Raw genomic sequence first — 20,975 nt, forward strand, 5'->3', positions numbered from 1 at the left:
TGGCCGTCGCAGCAACAAGCCGACGGGTCTGAAGCCCGCGGCGGCCCGGTCAGGGAAGGCCGGCCAGGACCATCCGCAGTCCGCCGCTTCAACGCCACGATGGCGACAACGACGTTCAATAGCTGCAACATTCATCAGGAATCCAAGTCATGCGCCACCAGAAATCCGGCCGCAAGTTCAGCCGCACCAGTGCCCATCGCGATGCGATGTTCACCAACATGGCTGCGTCGCTGATCAAGCACGGCCTCATCCGTACGACCCTGCCCAAGGCCAAGGAACTGCGCCGGTTCGCCGAGCCGCTGATCACCCTTGCCAAGAAGGACGGCGTCGCCAATCGCCGCCTCGCCTTCTCGCGCCTGCGCGACAAGGAAGCGGTCGGCACCCTGTTCGTCGAACTCGGCCCGCGTTACAGCGAGCGTCCAGGCGGCTACCTGCGCATCCTCAAGTGCGGTTTCCGCGCTGGCGACAACGCGCCGATGGCGTACGTCGAGCTGGTCGACCGTCCGCAGGCTGCGGCGGAGTAACCGTCGTCCTGCCCGACCGGCCCAGGCCGGTCGGACATGCTTTTCCTGTCGCGACGCGTTCCGGTGGCGGCGGGATTGCGGTGACATGAAAGCCCCGGCCCCGCCCGGGGCTTTCGCGTGTGTGATGCGGGCCGCTGGCGCAAGTGCCGAAGGCGTCTTTCCAGCCACCCCGCAAACTCGTATCGTGTCGGCCCATGAATCCCGATGCCCTCCGCGCCTCATTCCGCAACCGCTTCCTGCTCGGCTTCCTTGCGTGTGCCGGCCTGATCGCGTACGCGCTGTATACCCAGTTCCACGACGGCCTGGTGCCTTGCCCGCTGTGCATTTTCCAGCGCGTCGCGTTCGCCGCGCTCGGAGTGGTCTTCCTGGCCGGTGGGCTGCATGCACCGCGCGGGGTGACCGCTCGGCGGGTTTACGGGGTGCTGGCGCTGCTCGCGTCGTTCGGTGGCATCGCGGTTGCCGGCAACCACGTACGGTTGCAGCACCTGCCGTCGGACCAGGTGCCGTCATGCGGCCCCGGCCTGGACTACATGCTCGATGCCATGCCGATCGGCAGCGTGATCCGGACCGTCATGACCGGATCGGGTGAATGCGCCAATGTCGACTGGTCCTTCCTCGGCCTGTCGATGCCCGCCTGGAGCCTGCTCTGGTTCGTGCTGCTGGCCGGCTGGGCCGCATACGCGGCATTCCGGCGCGGCTGACTTCGCCGGCGCGACACGCCGGAATGTGGATATAACCGATTGTTGCCGAGGTAACCGTTGCAGCGCCCGCGTGGTCGGCGGATGATGGTTTGCTGCTTCGCAACACGTCCCGACGACAACCATGCCCAGTCCCGACCGCAACCTGCAACCCGTCAACCTGCCGACCGAATGGAGCGCGAACTCCTGGCGTGGCCGTACCGCGAAGCAGTTGCCGGCTTACCCGGACCAGGGCGAACTGGCGGGCGTGCTCGCCGAGTTGCGCGGGCTTCCGCCGCTGGTGACCTCGTGGGAGATCCTCGCGCTCAAACAGCAGATCGCCGACGCGCAGGACGGCAAGCGCTTCCTGCTGCAGGGGGGCGACTGCGCCGAGACATTCGACGCCTGCTCGTCGGACGTGATCTCCAACCGGCTCAAGGTGCTGCTGCAGATGAGCCTGGTGCTGGTGCACGGGCTGCGCAAGCCGGTCGTCCGGGTCGGGCGCTTCGCCGGCCAGTACGCCAAGCCGCGGTCGGCCGACACCGAGACGATCGACGGCATCGCCCTGCCGACCTACCGCGGCGACATGGTCAACGCGCCGGAGTTCAGTGCCGCCGCACGGCGTCCCGATCCCCGCCGGATGATCAAGGCGCATGCGCGTTCGGCGATGACGATGAACTTCGTGCGCGCATTGATCGATGGCGGTTTCGCCGACCTGCACCATCCCGAATACTGGAACCTCAGCTGGGTCGGCCATTCGCCGCTGGCCGACGAGTACCGGCGCATGGTCACCGCGATCGGCGACGCGGTGCGCTTCATGGAGACGCTGTCGGGCCAGGAGGTGCACAACCTCAACCGGGTCGACTTCTACACATCGCACGAGGCGTTGCTGCTGCCGTACGAGGAGTCGCTGACCCGCGAGGTGCCGCGCCACTGGGGCTGGTTCAACCTGAGCACGCATTACCCGTGGATCGGCATGCGCACCGCCGCGGCCGATGACGCCCACGTCGAGTACTTCCGCGGCATCCGCAACCCGATCGCGATCAAGGTCGGGCCGACGGTAACGCCCGACCAGCTGCTGCGGCTGACCGACATCCTCAATCCCGACGACGAGCCCGGCCGCCTGACCTTCATCCACCGGATGGGCGCGGGCCACATCGCCGACAAGCTGCCGCCGTTGCTGGATGCGGTGCGTCGCGATGGCCGCAAGGTGCTGTGGGTATGCGACCCGATGCACGGCAACACCGAGGCCACGACCAACGGGTACAAAACCCGGCGGTTCGCCAACATCGGCAGCGAACTGGAGCAGGCGTTCGACCTCCACGCCGCGGCCGGCACCCGCCTCGGCGGCGTGCACCTGGAGCTGACCGGCGAGGATGTCACCGAATGCCTCGGTGGCGCCCGCAAGCTCACCGAGACCGACCTCGAGCGCGCGTACCATTCGACCGTCGATCCACGCCTGAACTACGAGCAGGCGCTGGAGGTGGCGATGCTGATCGTGCGCAAGCAGTCGAACATCGGCGGGGCCGCAGGCGCCGGCTGAGGACGCCGTGTTAGCCTCGGCGCCCAGTCGATGGCAGAACAGGCATACCGATGTCGATCTCTTTTCGCATTGCGGCGGGCGGGATGCTGCTGGCGCTTGCCGCAAATGCCTGGGCGCAGTCCGGGCACCTCCCGGGGGTCACTCTGGCCTCCCAGGACAGCGGCGTCGACGTACGGCTGCGCGGGATGTCCGCCGTCAGCGACAAGGTCGCCTGGGCCAGCGGTGGCGACGGCACGGTGCTGCGGACCGTCGACGGTGGCCGGCAATGGCAGGTCATCCGGGTGCCCGGCGCGGCCGGCCTCGACTTCCGTGACATCGAAGGCGTCGATGCGAACCGCGCGGTGGTACTGAGCATCGGTCCCGGCGAGGCGTCGCGTGTCTATCGGACCGCCGACGGTGGCCGGAGTTGGCAACTGGCGTTTCAGAATCGCGACCCCGCTGCGTTCCTGGACTGCATGGCGTTTGACGGCGCGCATGGAGTGATCCTCGGCGACCCCGTGGACGGCCGTTTCCAGGTCCTCGAGACCCGCGACGGTGGCGAACACTGGGCGTTGCGCGACGGCAGTCCGAAAGGCGCCGACGGCGAGGCGGCGTTCGCGGCCAGTGGCACCTGCATCGCGTTGGGCGGCGGCACCATCGTGTTCGTCACCGGTGGCGCCAGGGCGCGGGCGCATTACCTGATCGACGCCGGAGACGGCGAACCCCCGCGCTGGCAGGCAACGCCCGCCGCGGACACGGCGCCCGTACCGTCGGCCGGCTATTTTTCGGTGGCTTCCGTGCCGCATGGGTTCATCGCGGTGGGTGGCGACTACGAGCAGCCCGACGCCGACGGGCTGCTGGCGTCATTGCCGAAAAACCCCGCGCCGGGCGTTTCCGCCACGCTCGGATATCGGGAGCAACCGGGCCCTGCCGGCTACCGTTCGGGCATCGCCTGCACGGGCGACGCCAACTGCATCGCGACCGGTCCTTCGGGCACCGACTGGTGGAATGGTGAAGCCTGGACGGCGGTGTCGTCGCGGGGTTTCGATGCGATCGACCTTGTCGGCGGCACGGGCTGGGCCAGCGGAGAGGGCGGCCGGATCGCCCGGATCACGGTCGGTGCGGCCGACGCCGTGACAGCGGACGTGGCACCGGTCGAAACCGCACAGGCCAGCGCAGCCGGAGACAGCGGCGATTGATCAGTCGTTGACGGCTTGCGGCGACAGGGTCGGCAGGAACCGGGGCGGGGTGCGTGCCCGGGTCGCCTGTTCCAGCGCGTAGGCCAACCCGATCAGTTCCGCCTCGCTCCATTCGGGTCCCATCAGGATCATGCCGACCGGCAGGCCGTGGACGTCGCCGATCGGCACGGTCACGCTGGGATAGCCGGCCACCGCGGCCGCGCCATAGCCGGCGCCGCCGAAATGGTCGCCGTTGACCAGGTCCGTCACCCATGCCGGGCCGGTGGCGGGGGCGACCAGCGCATCGAGGTCGTCGTGTTCCAGTGCCGCATCGATGCCTTCCGGTCCGGCCAGCCGCTTCGCCTTGCGCGCAGCCGCCCGATAGTCGGCTTCGTCGAGCGATCCCTTTTTCTGCGCCTGCAGCAGGATTTCCTGCCCGAACCACCGCATTTCGAGGTCGGCATTGGCCTTGTTGAACTCGATCAGTTCCGCCAGTGAGCCGACCGCCGCGCCGCTGTCCCGCAGGTAGCGGTTGAGGCCATCCTTGAACTCGTACAGCAGCACGGTGTACTCGGCGTCGTCCCAGTCGCCGGCGGTCGGGAGCTTGCTGTCGACCACGGTCGCGCCGGCGGCCTCCATCGCCGCGATCGCACGCTCCATCGCCGCGTCGAGGTCGGGGTTGCGGCCCATCGCATCGCGCAACACGCCGATCCGGGCGCCGTGGAGCGCGTCCGGGTCCAGTGCATCGGTGTAGTCCTTCAGGCGATGTGTCGCCACGGCTCCGGTCGCGGCATCGGCGTCGTCGGCGGCGCTCGCCATCACGCCCAGCAGCAGGGCGGCGTCGGCGACGCTGCGGGCCATCGGCCCCGCGGTGTCCTGGGATTCGGAAATCGGGATGATGCCGCTGCGACTGACGAGGCCAACCGTCGGCTTGATCCCGACCAGGCCGTTCATCGCCGCCGGGCAGATCACGCTGCCGTCGGTCTCGGTGCCGACGCCCACCGCGGCCAGGCTGGCGGCGATCGCGGCGCCGGTGCCGCTGCTTGAGCCGCAGGGGCTGCGGTCGAGCACGTACGGATTGCGGGTCTGGCCACCGCGCGCACTCCAGCCCGAGCTCGATCGGGTCGAGCGGAAGTTGGCCCATTCGCTGAGGTTGGTCTTGCCGAGGACCACCGCGCCGGCCTCGCGCAGCGCGCGCACCAGGGGCGCGTCGGCCTTTGGTCGATGTGCGGCCAGCGCCAGCGAGCCGGCCGAGTTCACCATAGGGGTGGCGTCGATATTGTCCTTGAGCAGCACCGGGATGCCATGCAGCGGCCCGCGCAGGTGCCCTGCATGGCGTTCGGAATCCAGCGCCGCGGCTTCGTCGAGCGCATCCGGACTGGTTTCGATCACCGCGTTGAGGGTCGGGCCGGCGTCGTCGATCGCGGCGATCCGGTCGAGGTAGGCGCGGGTCAGCGTGCGGCTGTCGAGTTCATCGTCGGCCATCCGCGACTGCAACGTCGCGATGTCCAGCTCGACGATCCCGGCCGCAGCATCGTCGTTCGTCGGCGCCGATGGTGGCGCGTCCAGTGGGACATGGCCGCAGCCGAGCAGGCAGGTGGACAGGGCGGCGCAGATCAGCAGGCGCATCACGACTCCCGGTTGACGATGGCCCGCCGAGGATAGCCCGACACCGTGCCGGAGGTGCCGGGACAGAGCCCGGATACGAAAAACCCCGCCGAAGCGGGGTCTTCCGGGCCTGTGCGTGGATCAGGCGGCGCTGCGCGAGGCGCGTTTGCGGTCGCTCTCGGTCAGGTGCTTCTTGCGCAGGCGGATTTCCTTCGGGGTGACCTCGACCAGCTCGTCGTCCTCGATGAAGTCCAGCGCCTGCTCCAGCGAGTACTTGATCGCCGGGGTCAGCTTGATCGCGTCGTCCTTGCCGGCCGCGCGCATGTTGGTCAGCGGCTTGGTCTTGATCGCGTTGACGGTCAGGTCGTTGTCCTTGGAGTGGATGCCGACCAGCTGGCCTTCGTAGACGTTGTCGCCCTCGGCGGCGAACAGCTTGCCGCGCTCTTCCAGCGGGCCCAGCGCGTAGGCCGGGGTCGCGCCGGGGGCGTTGGCGATCATCACGCCGTTCTGGCGCTTGGCGATGGGGCCGGTCTCGCGCGGACCGTAGTGGTCGAACACGTGGAACAGCAGGCCCGAACCCTGGGTCAGGGTCTTGAACTCGTTCTGGAAGCCGATCAGGCCGCGCGCCGGGATCATGTAATCCAGCCGCACGCGCCCCTTGCCATCGGATTCCATGTTGGTCAGCTGGCCCTTGCGGATGCCGAGCTTCTCCATCACGCCACCCTGGTGCGGCTCCTCGACGTCGACCACCAGTTGCTCGACCGGCTCCATCAGCTGCCCGTCGATCTCCTTGACGATGACCTCGGGGCGCGACACCGCCAGCTCGAAGCCTTCGCGGCGCATGGTCTCGATCAGCACCGACAGGTGCAGCTCGCCGCGGCCGGACACCAGGAACTTGTCGGGGTCGGAGCCTTCCTCGACCTTCAGCGCGACGTTGTGCAGGGTCTCGCGCTCCAGCCGCTCGCGGATCTGGCGGCTGGTGAGGAACTTGCCGCCGCTCAGGTCCTTGTTGCCGGCGAACGGCGAGTTGTTGACCTGGAAGGTCATGCTGATGGTGGGCTCGTCGACGGTCAGCGCCGGCAGCGCCTCGGGCGCGTCGAGCGCGCACACGGTGTCGGAGATGCCCAGGTCGGCGACACCGGCGATCGCGACGATGTCACCGGCTTCGGCCTCTTCGACCTCGATGCGCTCCAGGCCCAGGAAGCCGAGCACCTGCATGATCTTGCCCTGGCGCTTCTTGCCCTCGCGGTCGACCACGCTGATCGGCATGTTCTTCTTGACCTTGCCGCGCTGGATCCGGCCGATGCCGATCAGGCCGACGAAGTTGCTGTAATCCAGCTGGCTGATGCGCATCTGGAACGGACCGTCCGGATCAACCTCCGGCGGCGCCACGTGCTGCATGATCGCCTCGTACAGCGGGGTCATGTCGCCGTCGCGGGCGCTGTCGTCGAGGCTGGCGTAACCGTGCAGCGCCGAGGCGTAGACGATCGGGAAGTCGAGCTGCTCGTTGGTCGCGCCGAGCTTGTCGAACAGGTCGAACACCTGGTCGATCACCCAGTCCGGACGCGCGCCGGGGCGGTCGATCTTGTTGACGACCACAATGGGCTTGAAGCCCATCGCGAACGCCTTCTGGGTGACGAAGCGGGTCTGCGGCATCGGGCCGTCCATCGCATCGACCAGGATCAGCACCGAGTCGACCATCGACAGCACGCGCTCGACCTCGCCGCCGAAGTCGGCGTGTCCCGGGGTGTCGACGATGTTGATCCGGTTGCCCTGCCAGGTGATGGCGGTGTTCTTGGCCAGGATGGTGATGCCGCGTTCCTTTTCCTGGTCGTTGCTGTCCATCACCCGCTCGGCGAGCACGGTGCGCTCGTTCAGGGTGCCGGACTGCTTGAGCAGGCAGTCGACGAGGGTGGTCTTGCCGTGGTCGACGTGGGCGACGATGGCGATGTTGCGCAGGCGTTCGATGGACATGGGGAAGGGCGCCGCAGCGCTGCTTTTCTGTAAGGAAGTCGGCCAGTATATCGCGACTGTGGCTTGCAACGGGGATCGCCTGGCAGTGGGTTAAGCTTTGCGGTCCGGTGCCGCGCTGGCGCCGTCCCGTCCCCCATCCCCGGAGCACGCCATGAGCCTGATCGCCACCTTCGACACCGACCGCGGCCCGATCCGCATCCAGCTGGAGCCCGAGAAGGCGCCGCTGACCGTCGCCAATTTCGCCAACCTGGCCAAGCGCGGCTTCTATGACGGCCTCAATTTCCACCGGGTGATCAACGACTTCATGGTCCAGGGTGGCTGCCCGCAGGGCTCCGGCACCGGCGGCCCCGGCTACCGCTTCGAGGACGAGACCAGGAACGGCCTGAGCCATGAGCGCGGCGTGCTGTCGATGGCCAACGCCGGCCCCGGCACCAACGGCAGCCAGTTCTTCATCACCCACGTGCAGTGCCCGTGGCTGGACGGCAAGCACACCGTGTTCGGCAAGGTGATCGAGGGCCAGGAGGTCGTCGACAGCGTCAAGCAGGGCGACACCATCAAGTCGGTCAAGCTGGAAGGCGACGTCGACGCGGTGCTGGCCGCCAAGGCCGACCGCGTGGCGGAGTGGAACAAGACGCTCGACGCCAACGCCTGATCCCGCCGCAGTTGCGTTGCCTGACGCCCGTCGCCGGTTTCCGGTGGCGGGCGTCCTGCCGTGGGGAGCATGGCGCCGCGCGGCCCCGGAAGGTTTCACGTGCTACCATTTTGCGGTTAATTTCCGCCGGTTTCGACCATTTTCCGGCCCTGCCGCAACCCCCCACCGAGGTCACCAAGATGCCCCAGCTCGCCCGGCGCATTGGACGCGCCAAGCCCAGCGCGATCATGCAGATTGCCGAGAAGGCCAAGCGCCTGAAGTCCGAAGGCCGCGACATCATCAGTTTCTCGATCGGCGTCCCCAACTTCCTGCCCGGCGAGCACGTCTACCAGGCCGCCCGCGAGGCGCTGGAGCACGACAGCGGCCAGTACGGCAGCAACCGCGGCGCCGACGCGATGCTGGACGCGTTCCTGCAGCACATCGAAAAGATCGGCCTGACCGGCTACACCAAGGCCAACCTGGCGACCGGCGTCGGTGCCAAGCACGTGCTCTACAACCTCGCCGAGGCGCTGCTGGACGAGGGCGACACGATCGCCTTCCCGACCCCGTACTGGACCAGCTACCTCGACATCGCCGAGATCGTCGATGCCAAGGTCGACCTGCTGCCGTGCCCGCCCGAGCAGGACTACAAGCTGACCCCGGCCCAGCTCGACGCCGCGCTGGCGAAGAAGCCGCGGGTGTTCCTGTTCAACAACCCGTCCAACCCGACCGGCATGGTCTACGGCAAGGACGAGATCGCCGCGCTGGCCGACGTCATCGCGAAGTACCCCGACACCTGGATCATCACCGACGACATCTACAACCGGATGGTGTTCGACGGCGTCGGCTACCACAACTTCGTGCACGCCCGCCCGGAACTGCAGGACCGGGTGATCTTCGTCGACTCGCTGTCCAAGACCTACGGCATGCCCGGCTGGCGCGTCGGCTTCATGGCCGGTCCCGAAGTCGTGGCGCAGGCCGTGGTGACGATGAACTCCAACCACATCACCAGCCTGCCGGAAGTCGTCAACGCCGCCGCCACCGCCGCGCTGTCCGGCCCGCAGGACGTGCCCGAGGCCAAGTGCGCCGAGTTCCAGGCCAAGCGCGACCAGGTCATGGAGGTCATGGCCTCGATCCCCGGCGTGGTCTGCCCGCGGCCGCAGGGCGCGTTCTACGTGTTCCCCGACATCAGCTGCGCGTTCGGCAAGACCCACGGCCCGACCGGCAAGGTCGTCGGCAACGACGTCGACTTCTGTAGCGTGCTGCTGGAAGCCAAGGGCGTGGCCTGCGTGCCGGGATCGGCGTTCGGCGAGCCGCGCGCGCTGCGCATCAGCTACACCTGCCCGACGCCGCAGCTGGCGCCCGGCATCGAGCGTTTTAAGGAATTCTTCAGCGAACTGAGCTGAAGCCGCCGCCGCGCCGGGTGACCGTCCGGCGCGGCGTTGCATTCGAACTGCCGTTCGCGGTGCGCTGCCGCGAACGACGATCCCACCGTCACCAAGTTCCCGGAGATCGACCATGAAATCCCCCGTCCGCGTTGCCGTCACCGGCGCTGCCGGCCAGATCGGCTATTCCCTCCTGTTCCGCATCGCCTCGGGCGAAATGCTCGGCAAGGACCAGCCGGTCATCCTGCAGATGCTCGAGCTGCCGATGGAGAAGGCCCAGGCCGCGCTCAAGGGCGTGATGATGGAGCTGGAGGACTGCGCGTTCCCGCTGCTGGCCGGCATGGTCGGCACCGACGACGCCGAGGTCGCGTTCAAGGACGCCGACATCGCCCTGCTGGTCGGCGCGCGTCCGCGCGGCCCGGGCATGGAGCGCAAGGACCTGCTGCTGGAGAACGCCAAGATCTTCACCGCCCAGGGCGCGGCGCTGAACAAGGTCGCCAGCCGCGACGTCAAGGTGCTGGTGGTCGGCAACCCGGCCAACACCAACGCCTACATCGCAATGAAGTCGGCGCCGGACCTGAAGGCGAAGAACTTCACCGCGATGCTGCGGCTGGACCACAACCGCGCGCTGAGCCAGCTGGCCAGCAAGGCCGGCGTGCCGGTCGGCGACATCCGCAAGCTGGTCGTGTGGGGCAACCACAGCCCGACCATGTACCCGGACTACCGCTTCGCCACCGTCAATGGCGAATCGCTGAAGGACAGGATCGGCGATGCCGACTGGAACGCCAACGAGTTCATCCCCAAGGTCGGCAAGCGCGGCGCGGCGATCATCGAGGCCCGCGGGCTGTCGTCGGCGGCCTCGGCGGCCAACGCGGCGATCGACCACATCCACGACTGGGTGCTCGGCAGCGACGGCGAGTGGGTGACCATGGGCGTGCCGTCCGACGGCAGCTACGGCATCCCCGAGGGCGTGATCTACGGCGTGCCGGTGATCTGCAAGGACGGCGAATACACCCGCGTCGAAGGCCTTGAGGTCGACGAATTCAGTCGCGCGGCGATGGACAAGACCCTCGCCGAGCTAGAGGAAGAGCGGGCCGGCGTCGCCCACCTGCTGTAATCCACACGAAGGCGGCTCCGGTCGCCTTCGTGCTTTTGGACTGTCGCATTACCGAGAGATTGCAATGTCGTCATATGTTTCCAACGGTGCCCGCTTCCGCGAAGCGGTGCAGGCCGAATCCCCGCTGCAGGTCATGGGCGCGATCACCGCGTACGCCGGCCTAATGGCCAAGCGCACCGGCTACAAGGCACTGTACCTGTCGGGCGGCGGCGTGGCCGCCAATTCGCTGGGCATGCCCGACCTGGGCATCTCGACGATGGAGGACGTGCTGACCGACACGCGTCGCATCGTCGAAGCCACCGGCATGCCGCTGCTGGTCGATATCGATACCGGCTGGGGTGGGGCGTTCAACATCGGCCGCACGATCCGCAACTTCGAGCGCGTCGGCGTCGCCGCCGTGCACATGGAGGACCAGGTCGGCCAGAAGCGCTGCGGCCATCGTCCGGGCAAGGAAGTGGTGTCGAAAGGCGAGATGGTTGACCGGGTCAAGGCCGCGGTCGATGCGCGCAGCGACGCGGGGTTCGTGATCATGGCGCGCACCGATGCGGCCGCGGTTGAGGGCATCGATTCGGCGATCGAGCGCGCCGTGGCCTACGTCGAGGCCGGCGCCGACATGATCTTCCCGGAGGCGATGAAGTCGCTCGACGACTACCGCAGGTTCAAGGCGGCGGTGAAGGTGCCGATCCTGGCCAACCTGACCGAATTCGGCTCGACCCCGTTCTTCACCACCGACGAACTGCGCGAGGCCAACGTCGACATCGCCCTGTACTGCTGCGGCGCCTACCGCGCGATGAACAAGGCGGCGCTCAACTTCTACGAGACGGTGCGCCGCGAGGGCACCCAGAAGAACATCATCGACACCCTGCAGACGCGCGCGGAGCTGTACGACTTCCTCGGCTACCACGAGTACGAGGACAAGCTCGACGCGCTGTTCGCCCTCGACAAGTAAAATCGAATGGTCGGCCGACGGAGCGAACAGGTATTCCCCGACGTCATCCTGGCGCCGGGCCCCCTGTACCGTTCTCCGCCGGCACGTTCCTTCGCCCCCGGCCGCAGCGAGCTCGATGCGGCTCGCCACGGCCGTTGCGACACGCCGGTCGCGTCCAAGGCCAATGCTTTCCCTCTGTCCTTGAGAACGATACCGGCTCGCGGGACAGGTCATCGCTGCACGGACACCCCAAGCATGGCGCGTGCCGGGGACCTGCGCGGGGCCGCCCAGACTTCCAACTTCCAGGAGCACCCAGATGACTGAATCCACCGCCCCCGTCCCGCCCAAGGCCAAGAAATCGGTTGCGCTGAGCGGCACCGCCGCGGGCAACACCGCGCTGTGCACGGTTGGCCGCAGCGGCAACGACCTGCATTACCGCGGCTACGACATCAAGGACCTTGCGACGAAGTCGACCTTCGAGGAAGTCGCCCACCTGCTGGTGCACGGCGCGCTGCCGACCCAGTCGCAGCTCAATGCGTACAAGACCAAGCTGCGCCGCCTGCGCGGACTGCCGGCGATCGTCACCGAGGCGCTGGAGCTGGTGCCGGCCAATGCCCACCCGATGGACGTGCTGCGCACCGGCTGCTCGGTGCTCGGCACCGTGCTGCCCGAGCGCGATGGCCATCCGGCGTCCGAGGCGCGCGACATCGCCGACCGCCTGATCGCCAGCTTCGGCTCGATGCTGCTGTACTGGTGGCACTTCACCCGCAATGGCCGCCGCATCGACGTCGAAACCGACGACGAATCGGTCGCCGCGCACTTCCTGCACCTGCTGCACGGCGAGGCCCCGAGCGCACTGCACGCCGACTCGCTCGACAAGTCGCTGGTGCTGTACGCCGAGCACGAATTCAACGCCTCCACCTTCGCTGCGCGCGTGATCGCGGGCACCGGGTCGGACATGTATTCCTGTCTGACCGGCGGCATCGGCGCGCTGCGCGGTCCCAAGCACGGTGGCGCCAACGAAGTGGCGATGGACATCATCAGCCGCTACTCGACCGCCGACGAGGCCGAAGCGGACATCCGCGCACGGATGGAGCGCAAGGAGATCGTGATCGGCTTCGGCCATCCGGTCTACACCGTGGGCGACCCGCGCAACCCGATCATCAAGGAGATCAGCCGCAAGCTGTGCAAGGACGGCGGCAACCAGGTGCTGTTCGATGTCAGCGAGCGCATCGAGAACCTGATGATGGACAGCAAGAAGATGTTCCCGAACCTCGACTGGTACAGCGCGAGCGCGTACCACATGATGGGCATCCCGACCCCGATGTTCACCCCGCTGTTCGTGATCGCCCGCACCACCGGCTGGAGTGCGCACGTGATCGAGCAGCGCGAGGACGGCAAGATCATCCGCCCGAGCGCGAACTACACCGGGCCGGAAGATCGCGATTACGTCGGGATCGACAAGCGCTGACGCCTCGATCCCCCGAAACCAGAAAGGCCGCTCATCGAGCGGCCTTTTTTTGTGATCGCATCGATGCCGGGGATCAGTCCAGGCCCTCGGCCGCCTGTACCGCACGCACGCCCTCGTCGGCATCCATCCGCGTCTTGAAGGAGGCCAGGTTGTCGAGGCCGGACAGGTCGATGCCGAGTCCATCGGCCCAGCGTAGGGTGATGTACAGATACGGGTCGGCGAAGCTGCGGAAGCCGGCCAGCCATTCCCGCCCGGCAAGCTGCGCATCGGCACGCTCGAACACGCCACGCACGCGCTTGCGTGCGGCGGCCTTGATCGCGTCGTGCTGGCCTTGGTCGGGGTGGAAGGCGCCCGGGTTGAACAGCGGAGTGAAGGCGGGGTGCAGGTCGGAGTTGGCGAACGACAGCCAGCGCGCCGCCTCCGCGCGTTGTCGCGCGCTGCCGTCGCCACCCAGACCGGCCGCGGGGAAGGTGTCGGCGATGTAGCCCATGATCGCGGCGTTCTGGGTCAGCACGAAGTCGCCGTCGACGATCGCGGGCACCGCGCCGGCCGGGTTGATCGCCAGGTAATCCGGCGCCTTCATCGCCTCGCGGTTCAGGATCTCCACTTCGAACGGGCCGCCGGTCCATTGCAACGCGATATGGTCGGCGGTCGAGCAGGCGCCCGGCTTGGTGTAGAGCTTCATGCGGCCTCCATGGGGAATCGTCGAAAACGCGAAACGGGCCGATGATTGTCATCGACCCGTCACGGATTTTCGTGGGCATCGCCGTAACGCAGTGTCACGGCACCGGCCTTGCCAGCGGCCGGCTTACGTCCCCTGCGGCTTCAGGTTCTGCACCTTGAGGAAGGTGTGGTCGCCGATGACCGCCACCTGGTAGGCGTTTCGCCAGCTCGGGCTGGCCAGCGACAGCGCCGCGAAGTGACTGGCGCCGGGCACGATCTCCTGGCGCTCGCCAACCGGCAGTTGCCAGTTGCGCTGGGCTTCGAGTGCGATGGTGACCGACTCGGCCCAGGCCTCGGTGTTGCTCAGGCGGGTATTGGGCGAGACCAGCGACGGAGCGAACTGCTTCCGCGCGGTCACCACCTCGCACACGCTGTCACCCCAGAGGCCGCTGTCGCGACGGCGCAGGGCGACCTCGGCGACGGCCTGCTGGCCGCGCTCGGACTGGTCGCGGGCTTCCAGGTACAGGGTGGTGCTCAGGCAGAGCGAATCTGCGGTTTGCGGCGGCAGTACCGAGGCCAACCACAGGATCCAGGCCAACTTCATGCAGAACTCCTTGCTCCGTTGCGCCGGCCGCACTGGGGCAACCGCTCCTGGACCAGGAAGACGGGAGCCGCGGGACAGACCGGCATGGCGTATTGGGGAGGGCGGCGGCTCTGTGGCGCGCTTTGCCCCGTCACCGTGATCCCGCAGAAGGCGGGGCGGTGGTGGGTGCCACCTGCTTGGGTGGCTGGAAAGTTGCGGCAAGGTAGCGGTCGTTAACTAAACGACTGCTGAACAAGGGGTCGACAGCGGCGGGTCTGGTTCGTGCCCGGGATGTGATGGCGTCCGCAAGAGCCGCGCCTGTTCAGGCTTTCGTCCGGGTCTCCGCCGCCTGTCGGAAACCGGCCCGGATTTCCCGGCCGGCAACCTGCACGCCTCCGACTTGCGCCACTACAGCGCGGCGGCCAGCCGGCAGCCCTGGTCGATGGCGCGCTTGGCGTCCAGTTCGGCCGCCACGTCGGCCCCGCCGATCACGTGGATCTGAACACGGGAGTCCGCCAGCTGCTCCACGAGGGGCTTGAACGGCTCCTGTCCGGCGCAGACCACCACATGATCGACCGCGAGTAGCTGTTCCTCGCCCTCGCGTCGGATCCGCAGGCCACGGTCGTCGACGCCCAGGTATTCGACTCCGCCCAGCACATGCACCCGCTTGGCCTTGAGCGTCGCCCGGTGGATCCATCCCGTGGTCTTGCCGAGCTTTGCACCGGGCTTGCCCGGGCTGCGCTGCAGCAACCAGACCTCGCGCGCCGGCGGCTCGGGGCGGGCGGGAGCGAGGCCGCCGCGGTTGTCGCCATACGCCAGGTCGACGCCCCATTCGGCACGCCAGCGGGCCGGGTCCAGGGCCGGCGACGGGCCTTCGTGGACCAGGAACTCGGCGACGTCGAAACCGATCCCGCCCGCGCCGATGATCGCGACCTTCGCCCCAACCTCGACCGAACCGTCCAGCACGTCGCGATAACCCACCACCCTGGGATGGTCCGCGCCCGGCAGGTCGATCGCGCGCGGGGTGATGCCGGTGGCAAGCACGACATGGTCGAAGCCGGACAGCGCCGCGGCATCGGCGCGGGTGTCGAGGCGCAGCTCGACCCCGGTCTGCTCGATCCGCCGCGCGAAGTAGCGCAGGGTTTCGTGGAACTCCTCCTTGCCGGGGATCCGCTTGGCCAGGTTGAACTGGCCGCCGATCGCCGATGCCGCTTCGAACAGCGTCACCCGATGGCCGCGCTCCGCCGCGATGGTGGCGCAGGCGAGCCCGGCCGGACCGGCGCCGACCACCGCGATGCGCCGCGGATTCGGGGTTGGCGTGTAGTTCAGCTCGGTCTCGGCGCAGGCGCGTGGGTTGACCAGGCAACTCGCGCGTTTGTTCTCGAATACGTGGTCCAGGCAGGCCTGGTTGCAGGCGATGCAGGTGTTGATCTGGTCGCTGCGCGAGTCGCGCGCCTTCGCAATCCACTGCGGATCGGCCAGCAGCGGCCGCGCCATCGACACCATGTCGGCATCGCCTTTGGCGAGGATGCGCTCGGCCACGTCGGGCATGTTGATCCGGTTGGTGGTGACCAGCGGCAGCGACACCTCGGGCTTGAGCCGCGCAGTGATGCCGGCGAACGCGCCGCGCGGCACCGAGGTGGCGATGGTCGGCACCCGCGCCTCGTGCCAGCCGATGCCGGTGTTGATCAGGGTCGCCCCGGCCGCCTCGACCGCGCGCGCCTGCGCCACCACCTCGTCCCAGGCCAGTCCGCCGTCGACCAGGTCGATCATCGACAACCGGTAGACCAGGATGAAGTCCGGCCCGCAGGCTTCGCGGATGCGGCGCACGATCTCGACCGCGAAGCGCATCCGCCTTGTCGCGTCGCCACCGAATGCATCGTCGCGGGTGTTGGTGCGCGGCGCGGTGAACTGGTTGAGCAGGTAGCCCTCCGAACCCATCACCTCGACGCCGTCGTAGCCGGCGTCACGGGCGAGCCGCGCGCTGTCGACGAAGGCGCGGATCTGCCGCTCCACCGCACGCGCCGACAGCGCCCGCGGTGTGAACGGGTTGATCGGCGACTTGATCCGCGACGGCGCCACCTGCAGCGGGTGGTAGCCGTAACGGCCGGCGTGCAGGATCTGCAGGCAGATGCGGCTGCCGTGGGCGTGCACGGCGTCGGTGACCTGGCGGTGCTTGCGCGCCTGCCACGACCAGCCGAGCGTGCCGCCGAACGGCTTGAGCCAGCCGACGATGTTGGGCGAGAAACCGCCGGTGACGATCAGCCCGACGCCGCCGGCGGCGCGCTCCGCGAAATACGCGGCGAGCTTGGGAAAGTCGCGCGCGTGATCCTCCAGCCCGGTATGCATCGACCCCATCAGCACGCGGTTCGGCAGGGTGCAGAAACCCAGGTCGAGCGGGGCGAACAGGTGCGGGTAGAGCGGATGCGCAGCGTCGGACATGGGGATACGTAGGCGTACGGATTGGTCACGATGCCGCCAAACGGTGTCTGCGGCAAGCCGGGCGGTGGCTCGCTGCAGCGGCCGGCAAGTACAGTCGTCGCAAGAAGGAGTGGAGAGCCGAGTGGAGGGGATGGGTACACCAACGCGGGCGAAATTCTGGCGCTGGTTGCCGCTGCCCATTGCGCTGGCGGTATCCACGGCCGGCGGTTGCCAGCCGGCGGACACGACCGGATCACCGCTGCAGGCCGTCGTCGCACCCTCTGTGGTCCACGTCGGTGCGCGGGTGCAGGACCGCATCGACGGGCTCGACCTCGCCGCCGGGCCCGACGGCAGCGTGCACCTGGTCTGGCGCCAGTCACCCGATATGTACGGCAAGACCAACCGCTCCCCACGACTGATGTACCAACGTGGCCACGGCGACCCGTTGCGCTGGGAGGCGCCGGTCCAGCTGGCCAAGGGCACCATCGGAACCCCGCGGGTCGTCGCCGGTCCCGGCGGTGCGCATGTGCTGGCGGGATTCCGGCTGGACCACTGGTGGCTGCCGACCGGCGCCGACCGGTGGCAGCCGCAACCGGCGCTGCTTGGTGATCACCAGCCGCGCGCAATCGCTTTCGACGTCGCCGCTGTCGACGACGGCCTGGCGGTCACCTTTACGAGTGGAGGCGCCGCGGGTGACCAGACGCTGCACACCTTGCTGTGGAGCAACGGACAGACCGGGCCGGCGATCCCGCTGGTCCGCCACCGGGCGGAGGTTCGAACGAGCGCGGGTGGCATCGTCCAGTTGCACGATCCGGTCCTGGCGCAGCGCGGTGACCGGTTGCTGTTGCTGTGGGGCATGCGCGTCCCGTCCCAGGTGGAGCGGAACCTGCGTCTGGAGAGCCGCGTGTACGCCGCCTGGAGTGCTGACGCCGGGACGAACTGGACGCCGCCGGCGCTGGTCACCGACTACGGCGCCGAGGATTACGTACTCGATCTGGCTGCCGGCACCGCCGGATCGATGCCGCTCGCCCTGTTCGGTGCCCACGGGCTGTTCGCCAGCCGTTGGGTCGACGGTGCGTGGTCGCCGCCGCAGCGTCTCGCGGCCCATGACGTCGGCGCGCTGTCCGGCAGTGCCAAGGCCTCCGGCGTGGCGGCCGGGTCCTGCGCGGGCCAGCAATTGGTGGCCTGGGTCGACGGCCGCCATCAGGGCAGCGACCGGCGCTGGTGGAATCCGCTGGGCGGGTTCCCGTGGTCGGATTCGTCCGACTGGACCAACAACGACCTGTTCGTGCTGGCCGGTGACGGTCTGGCGGCGGCGCTCGAGGGCCAGCCCGCGACGCCACGCCGACTGACCGCATCGGGGGGCGATGTCGAGGATGTCGCCGTCATCGACCGTGGCGACCACGCGCTGCTGGTGTGGGCCGGTCGTACCAGCGTGCGCAAGTCGCCCACCGACATGGACGCGCCGCCGACGCTCTGGCACCGCCGCATCGGCTGCGACTGAACGCGTCCGGTCCGCGCCCGGGTCCGGCGATTGGACGGATGCGATAATCACCGGCACCACGTTCCACGGCCGGCCCTTTGATGCCCTCGGGCAAAGGGCTCGCCCGCGCGCGTGTCGTCGCCCACGCAAGAGACCCGATATCCGCATGAATACCGATTACCGCAAGCCGTTGCCCGGCACCGCGCTCGACTATTTCGACACCCGCGCCGCCGTCGAGGCGATCAAGCCCGGTGCCTGGGACACGCTGCCGTACACCTCGCGCGTGCATGCGGAAAACCTGGTGCGTCGTGCCGATCCGGCCCGGCTTACGGATTACCTGACCCAGCTGATCGAGCGCCGTCGCGACCTGGATTTCCCGTGGTTCCCGGCGCGGGTGGTGTGCCATGACATCCTCGGCCAGACCGCGCTGGTCGACCTCGCCGGCCTGCGCGACGCCATCGCGGCGCGCGGCGGCGACCCGTCGCAGGTCAACCCGGTGGTGCCGACCCAGTTGATCGTCGACCACTCGCTGGCGGTGGAGGCGCCCGGCTTCGACAAGGATGCGTTCGCCAAGAACCGTGCGATCGAGGACCGTCGCAACTTCGACCGGTTCCACTTCATCGACTGGACCAAGAAGGCGTTCAGGAACGTCGATGTGATCCCGCCGGGCAACGGGATCATGCACCAGATCAACCTGGAGCGGATGTCGCCGGTGGTGCATGCGCGCGACGGCGTGGCGTTCCCCGACACCCTGGTTGGTACCGACAGCCACACGCCGCACGTCGATGCGCTGGGCGTGATCGCGGTTGGCGTCGGCGGACTGGAGGCGGAGAGCGTGATGCTCGGCCGGGCGTCGTGGATGCGGCTGCCGGAGATCGTCGGCGTCGAGCTGACCGGCAAGCCGCAGCCGGGCATCACCGCCACCGACATCGTGCTGGCGCTGACCGAGTTCCTGCGCCAATCGAAGGTCGTCGGCGCGTACCTGGAGTTCCGTGGCGAGGGCGCCGCGGCGCTGACCCTGGGCGATCGCGCGACGATTTCCAACATGGCGCCGGAGTACGGGGCCACGGCGGCGATGTTCTTCATCGACGACATGACCATCGACTACCTGCGCCTGACCGGCCGCGATGACGAGGTGGTCAAGCGGGTGGAGACCTACGCCCGCCACACCGGCCTGTGGGCCGACGCGCTGGCCGACGCGCAGTACGAGCGCACGCTGGCGTTCGACCTGTCGAGCGTGGTGCGCAACATGGCCGGTCCGTCCAACCCGCACCGGCGGCTGCCGACGTCCGCGCTGGCCGAGCGCGGTGTCGCCGGCAACCTCGATGCCGCGCGCGCGCAGGAGGCGCAAGGCCTGATCCCCGACGGCGCGGTGATCATCGCCGCGATCACCAGCTGCACCAACACCAGCAACCCGCGCAACGTCATCGCCGCCGGCCTGATCGCGCGCAATGCGAATGCGCGCGGGCTGACCCGCAAGCCGTGGGTCAAGAGTTCGCTCGCACCGGGCTCCAAGGCCGTGCAGCTGTACCTGGAGGAATCGGGCCTGCTGCCGGAACTGGAACAACTCGGCTTCGGCATCGTCGGGTTCGCCTGCACCACCTGCAACGGCATGAGCGGCGCGCTCGATCAGGCGATCCAGCAGGAAATCATCGAACGCGACGTCCATACGACCGCGGTGCTGTCGGGCAACCGCAACTTCGACGGCCGCATCCACCCGTACGCCAGGCAGGCCTTCCTCGCCTCGCCACCGTTGGTGGTCGCCTATGCGATTGCCGGCACCGTGCGCTTCGACATCGAGAAGGACGTGCTCGGCACCGATGCGCAGGGCAACGAGGTCACGCTCAAGGACATCTGGCCGTCGGATGCGGAGATCGACGCGATCGTTGCCGCGAGCGTCAAGCCCGAGCAGTTCCGCCAGGTCTACGAGCCGATGTTCAGGTTCAGCGTCGAGCACGGCGAGAACGTCAGCCCGCTGTACGACTGGCGGCCGCAGAGCACCTACATCCGCAGCCCGCCCTATTGGGACGGGGCACTGGCCGAACGCACGATGCGCGGCATGCGCGCGCTGGCGGTGCTCGGGGACAACATCACCACCGACCACCTGTCGCCGTCGAACGCAATCCTCGCCAGCAGCGCCGCCGGCGAGTACCTGGCGAAGATGGGCCTGCCGGAAGAGGACTTCAATTCGTATGCGACCCATCGAGGCGACCACCTGACCGCGCAGCGCGCCACGTTCGCCAATCCGCGCCTGCTCAACGAGATGGTGCGCGACGAGGCCGGCAACGTGAAGCAGGGCTCGCTCGCACGCATCGAGCCCGAGGGCGAAGTCACGCGCATGTGGGAGGCGATCGAGACCTACATGGAGCGTCGCCAGCCGCTGATCATCATCGCCGGCGCCGACTACGGCCAGGGCAGCTCGCGCGACTGGGCGGCCAAGGGCGTGCGCCTGGCCGGGGTGGAGGCGATCGCCGCCGAAGGCTTCGAGCGCATCCACCGCACCAACCTGATCGGCATGGGCGTGCTGCCGCTGGAGTTCCTGCCGGGGACCGATCGCAACACCCTGGGCATCGACGGCACCGAGACCTATGACGTGGCCGGCACGCCCGCGCCGCGCGCGATGCTGACCCTGGTGATCCACCGCAAGGGTGGCGAGCGGGTGGAGGTGCCGGTGACCTGCCGGCTCGACACTGCCGAGGAGGTCTCGATCTACGAGGCCGGTGGCGTGCTGCAGCGCTTCGCCAACGACTTCTTCGAAGCGGCGAAGGTGGCTTAGGCGGGCCTCCGTCAACGTCCGAAGCCCGCATCGC

16 protein-coding genes are annotated in these 20,975 nt (G+C 68.4%); 11 read left to right on the top strand and 5 right to left on the bottom strand.

Annotation, left to right across the window (positions count from 1 at the left end; all coding sequences use genetic code 11):
- Positions 1-149: 149 nt before the first annotated feature.
- The 4 genes from rplQ to ACT9AS_RS05125 all read left to right on the top strand — a co-directional run bounded on the left by rplQ (position 150) and on the right by ACT9AS_RS05125 (position 3,922).
- Complete coding sequence (rplQ, locus tag ACT9AS_RS05110; protein ID WP_445099059.1) at positions 150-524, top strand: 50S ribosomal protein L17; 375 nt, start codon at positions 150-152, stop codon at positions 522-524.
- Positions 525-718: 194 nt separating this feature from the next.
- Positions 719-1,225 carry a disulfide bond formation protein B gene (locus tag ACT9AS_RS05115; protein WP_445099060.1) on the top strand — a complete coding sequence of 169 codons (507 nt, stop codon included), beginning with the start codon at positions 719-721 and terminating at the stop codon, positions 1,223-1,225.
- A 121-nt stretch (positions 1,226-1,346) separates the two neighbouring features.
- Positions 1,347-2,744: a class II 3-deoxy-7-phosphoheptulonate synthase gene (locus ACT9AS_RS05120; protein ID WP_445099061.1), complete on the top strand. Its 1,398-nt coding sequence runs from the start codon at positions 1,347-1,349 to the stop codon at positions 2,742-2,744.
- A gap of 50 nt (positions 2,745-2,794) precedes the next feature.
- Positions 2,795-3,922: a WD40/YVTN/BNR-like repeat-containing protein gene (locus ACT9AS_RS05125; RefSeq protein WP_445099062.1), complete on the top strand. Its 1,128-nt coding sequence runs from the start codon at positions 2,795-2,797 to the stop codon at positions 3,920-3,922.
- On the opposite strand, the gene ACT9AS_RS05130 is transcribed toward ACT9AS_RS05125, so the two are convergent.
- Together ACT9AS_RS05130 and typA are read right to left on the bottom strand one after the other, a co-directional pair.
- Positions 3,923-5,518: an amidase gene (locus ACT9AS_RS05130; RefSeq protein ID WP_445099769.1), complete on the bottom strand. Its 1,596-nt coding sequence runs from the start codon at positions 5,516-5,518 to the stop codon at positions 3,923-3,925.
- A gap of 132 nt (positions 5,519-5,650) precedes the next feature.
- Positions 5,651-7,483 carry a translational GTPase TypA gene (gene typA / locus ACT9AS_RS05135; RefSeq protein ID WP_445099063.1) on the bottom strand — a complete coding sequence of 611 codons (1,833 nt, stop codon included), beginning with the start codon at positions 7,481-7,483 and terminating at the stop codon, positions 5,651-5,653.
- A 151-nt stretch (positions 7,484-7,634) separates the two neighbouring features.
- On the opposite strand from typA, the gene ACT9AS_RS05140 reads away from it, so the two are divergent.
- The 5 genes from ACT9AS_RS05140 to prpC all read left to right on the top strand — a co-directional run bounded on the left by ACT9AS_RS05140 (position 7,635) and on the right by prpC (position 13,015).
- Positions 7,635-8,135, top strand: coding sequence for a peptidylprolyl isomerase (locus tag ACT9AS_RS05140; protein ID WP_445099064.1), 501 nt, complete (start codon positions 7,635-7,637; stop codon positions 8,133-8,135).
- Between the two features lie 179 nt (positions 8,136-8,314).
- Complete coding sequence (locus tag ACT9AS_RS05145; RefSeq protein ID WP_445099065.1) at positions 8,315-9,520, top strand: aminotransferase class I/II-fold pyridoxal phosphate-dependent enzyme; 1,206 nt, start codon at positions 8,315-8,317, stop codon at positions 9,518-9,520.
- 112 nt (positions 9,521-9,632) lie between these two features.
- A complete protein-coding gene (locus ACT9AS_RS05150; protein ID WP_445099066.1) occupies positions 9,633-10,616 on the top strand; it encodes a malate dehydrogenase in 984 nt (327 codons plus the stop codon).
- 64 nt (positions 10,617-10,680) lie between these two features.
- Positions 10,681-11,565: a methylisocitrate lyase gene (gene prpB / locus ACT9AS_RS05155; protein WP_445099067.1), complete on the top strand. Its 885-nt coding sequence runs from the start codon at positions 10,681-10,683 to the stop codon at positions 11,563-11,565.
- A 295-nt stretch (positions 11,566-11,860) separates the two neighbouring features.
- Positions 11,861-13,015, top strand: a complete 1,155-nt coding sequence (gene prpC, locus ACT9AS_RS05160; RefSeq protein ID WP_445099068.1) for a bifunctional 2-methylcitrate synthase/citrate synthase — start codon at positions 11,861-11,863, stop codon at positions 13,013-13,015.
- 73 nt (positions 13,016-13,088) lie between these two features.
- Here the strand turns inward: prpC and ACT9AS_RS05165 are convergent, their stop codons facing one another.
- From ACT9AS_RS05165 to ACT9AS_RS05175, 3 genes are all read right to left on the bottom strand, one after another.
- Positions 13,089-13,700: a glutathione S-transferase N-terminal domain-containing protein gene (locus ACT9AS_RS05165; protein ID WP_445099069.1), complete on the bottom strand. Its 612-nt coding sequence runs from the start codon at positions 13,698-13,700 to the stop codon at positions 13,089-13,091.
- Between the two features lie 123 nt (positions 13,701-13,823).
- Complete coding sequence (locus ACT9AS_RS05170) at positions 13,824-14,282, bottom strand: cell wall hydrolase (protein ID WP_445099070.1); 459 nt, start codon at positions 14,280-14,282, stop codon at positions 13,824-13,826.
- A gap of 387 nt (positions 14,283-14,669) precedes the next feature.
- Positions 14,670-16,703: an oxidoreductase gene (locus tag ACT9AS_RS05175; RefSeq protein WP_445099071.1), complete on the bottom strand. Its 2,034-nt coding sequence runs from the start codon at positions 16,701-16,703 to the stop codon at positions 14,670-14,672.
- A gap of 130 nt (positions 16,704-16,833) precedes the next feature.
- Here ACT9AS_RS05175 and ACT9AS_RS05180 point away from each other — a divergent pair, with 130 nt between their 5' ends.
- Together ACT9AS_RS05180 and acnD are read left to right on the top strand one after the other, a co-directional pair.
- Positions 16,834-18,186, top strand: coding sequence for a hypothetical protein (locus ACT9AS_RS05180; RefSeq protein WP_445099072.1), 1,353 nt, complete (start codon positions 16,834-16,836; stop codon positions 18,184-18,186).
- A 145-nt stretch (positions 18,187-18,331) separates the two neighbouring features.
- A complete protein-coding gene (acnD, locus tag ACT9AS_RS05185) occupies positions 18,332-20,941 on the top strand; it encodes a Fe/S-dependent 2-methylisocitrate dehydratase AcnD (protein WP_445099073.1) in 2,610 nt (869 codons plus the stop codon).
- The last annotated feature ends 34 nt before the right edge of the window (positions 20,942-20,975 follow it).

It is taken from the genome of Lysobacter sp. F60174L2 (assembly GCF_052547135.1).

Excerpts from the sequence above, each read along its gene's own strand:
- typA (WP_445099063.1), bottom strand. The coding sequence starts at position 7,483 with ATGTCCATCGAACGCCTGCGCAACATCGCCATCGTCGCCCACGTCGAC.
- ACT9AS_RS05115 (WP_445099060.1), top strand. The coding sequence starts at position 719 with ATGAATCCCGATGCCCTCCGCGCCTCATTCCGCAACCGCTTCCTGCTC.
- ACT9AS_RS05180 (WP_445099072.1), top strand. The coding sequence starts at position 16,834 with ATGGGTACACCAACGCGGGCGAAATTCTGGCGCTGGTTGCCGCTGCCC.
- ACT9AS_RS05175 (WP_445099071.1), bottom strand. The coding sequence starts at position 16,703 with ATGTCCGACGCTGCGCATCCGCTCTACCCGCACCTGTTCGCCCCGCTC.
- rplQ (WP_445099059.1), top strand. The coding sequence starts at position 150 with ATGCGCCACCAGAAATCCGGCCGCAAGTTCAGCCGCACCAGTGCCCAT.
- ACT9AS_RS05170 (WP_445099070.1), bottom strand. The coding sequence starts at position 14,282 with ATGAAGTTGGCCTGGATCCTGTGGTTGGCCTCGGTACTGCCGCCGCAA.
- ACT9AS_RS05145 (WP_445099065.1), top strand. The coding sequence starts at position 8,315 with ATGCCCCAGCTCGCCCGGCGCATTGGACGCGCCAAGCCCAGCGCGATC.
- ACT9AS_RS05165 (WP_445099069.1), bottom strand. The coding sequence starts at position 13,700 with ATGAAGCTCTACACCAAGCCGGGCGCCTGCTCGACCGCCGACCATATC.
- acnD (WP_445099073.1), top strand. The coding sequence starts at position 18,332 with ATGAATACCGATTACCGCAAGCCGTTGCCCGGCACCGCGCTCGACTAT.
- ACT9AS_RS05150 (WP_445099066.1), top strand. The coding sequence starts at position 9,633 with ATGAAATCCCCCGTCCGCGTTGCCGTCACCGGCGCTGCCGGCCAGATC.
- ACT9AS_RS05125 (WP_445099062.1), top strand. The coding sequence starts at position 2,795 with ATGTCGATCTCTTTTCGCATTGCGGCGGGCGGGATGCTGCTGGCGCTT.
- ACT9AS_RS05120 (WP_445099061.1), top strand. The coding sequence starts at position 1,347 with ATGCCCAGTCCCGACCGCAACCTGCAACCCGTCAACCTGCCGACCGAA.
- ACT9AS_RS05140 (WP_445099064.1), top strand. The coding sequence starts at position 7,635 with ATGAGCCTGATCGCCACCTTCGACACCGACCGCGGCCCGATCCGCATC.
- prpC (WP_445099068.1), top strand. The coding sequence starts at position 11,861 with ATGACTGAATCCACCGCCCCCGTCCCGCCCAAGGCCAAGAAATCGGTT.
- prpB (WP_445099067.1), top strand. The coding sequence starts at position 10,681 with ATGTCGTCATATGTTTCCAACGGTGCCCGCTTCCGCGAAGCGGTGCAG.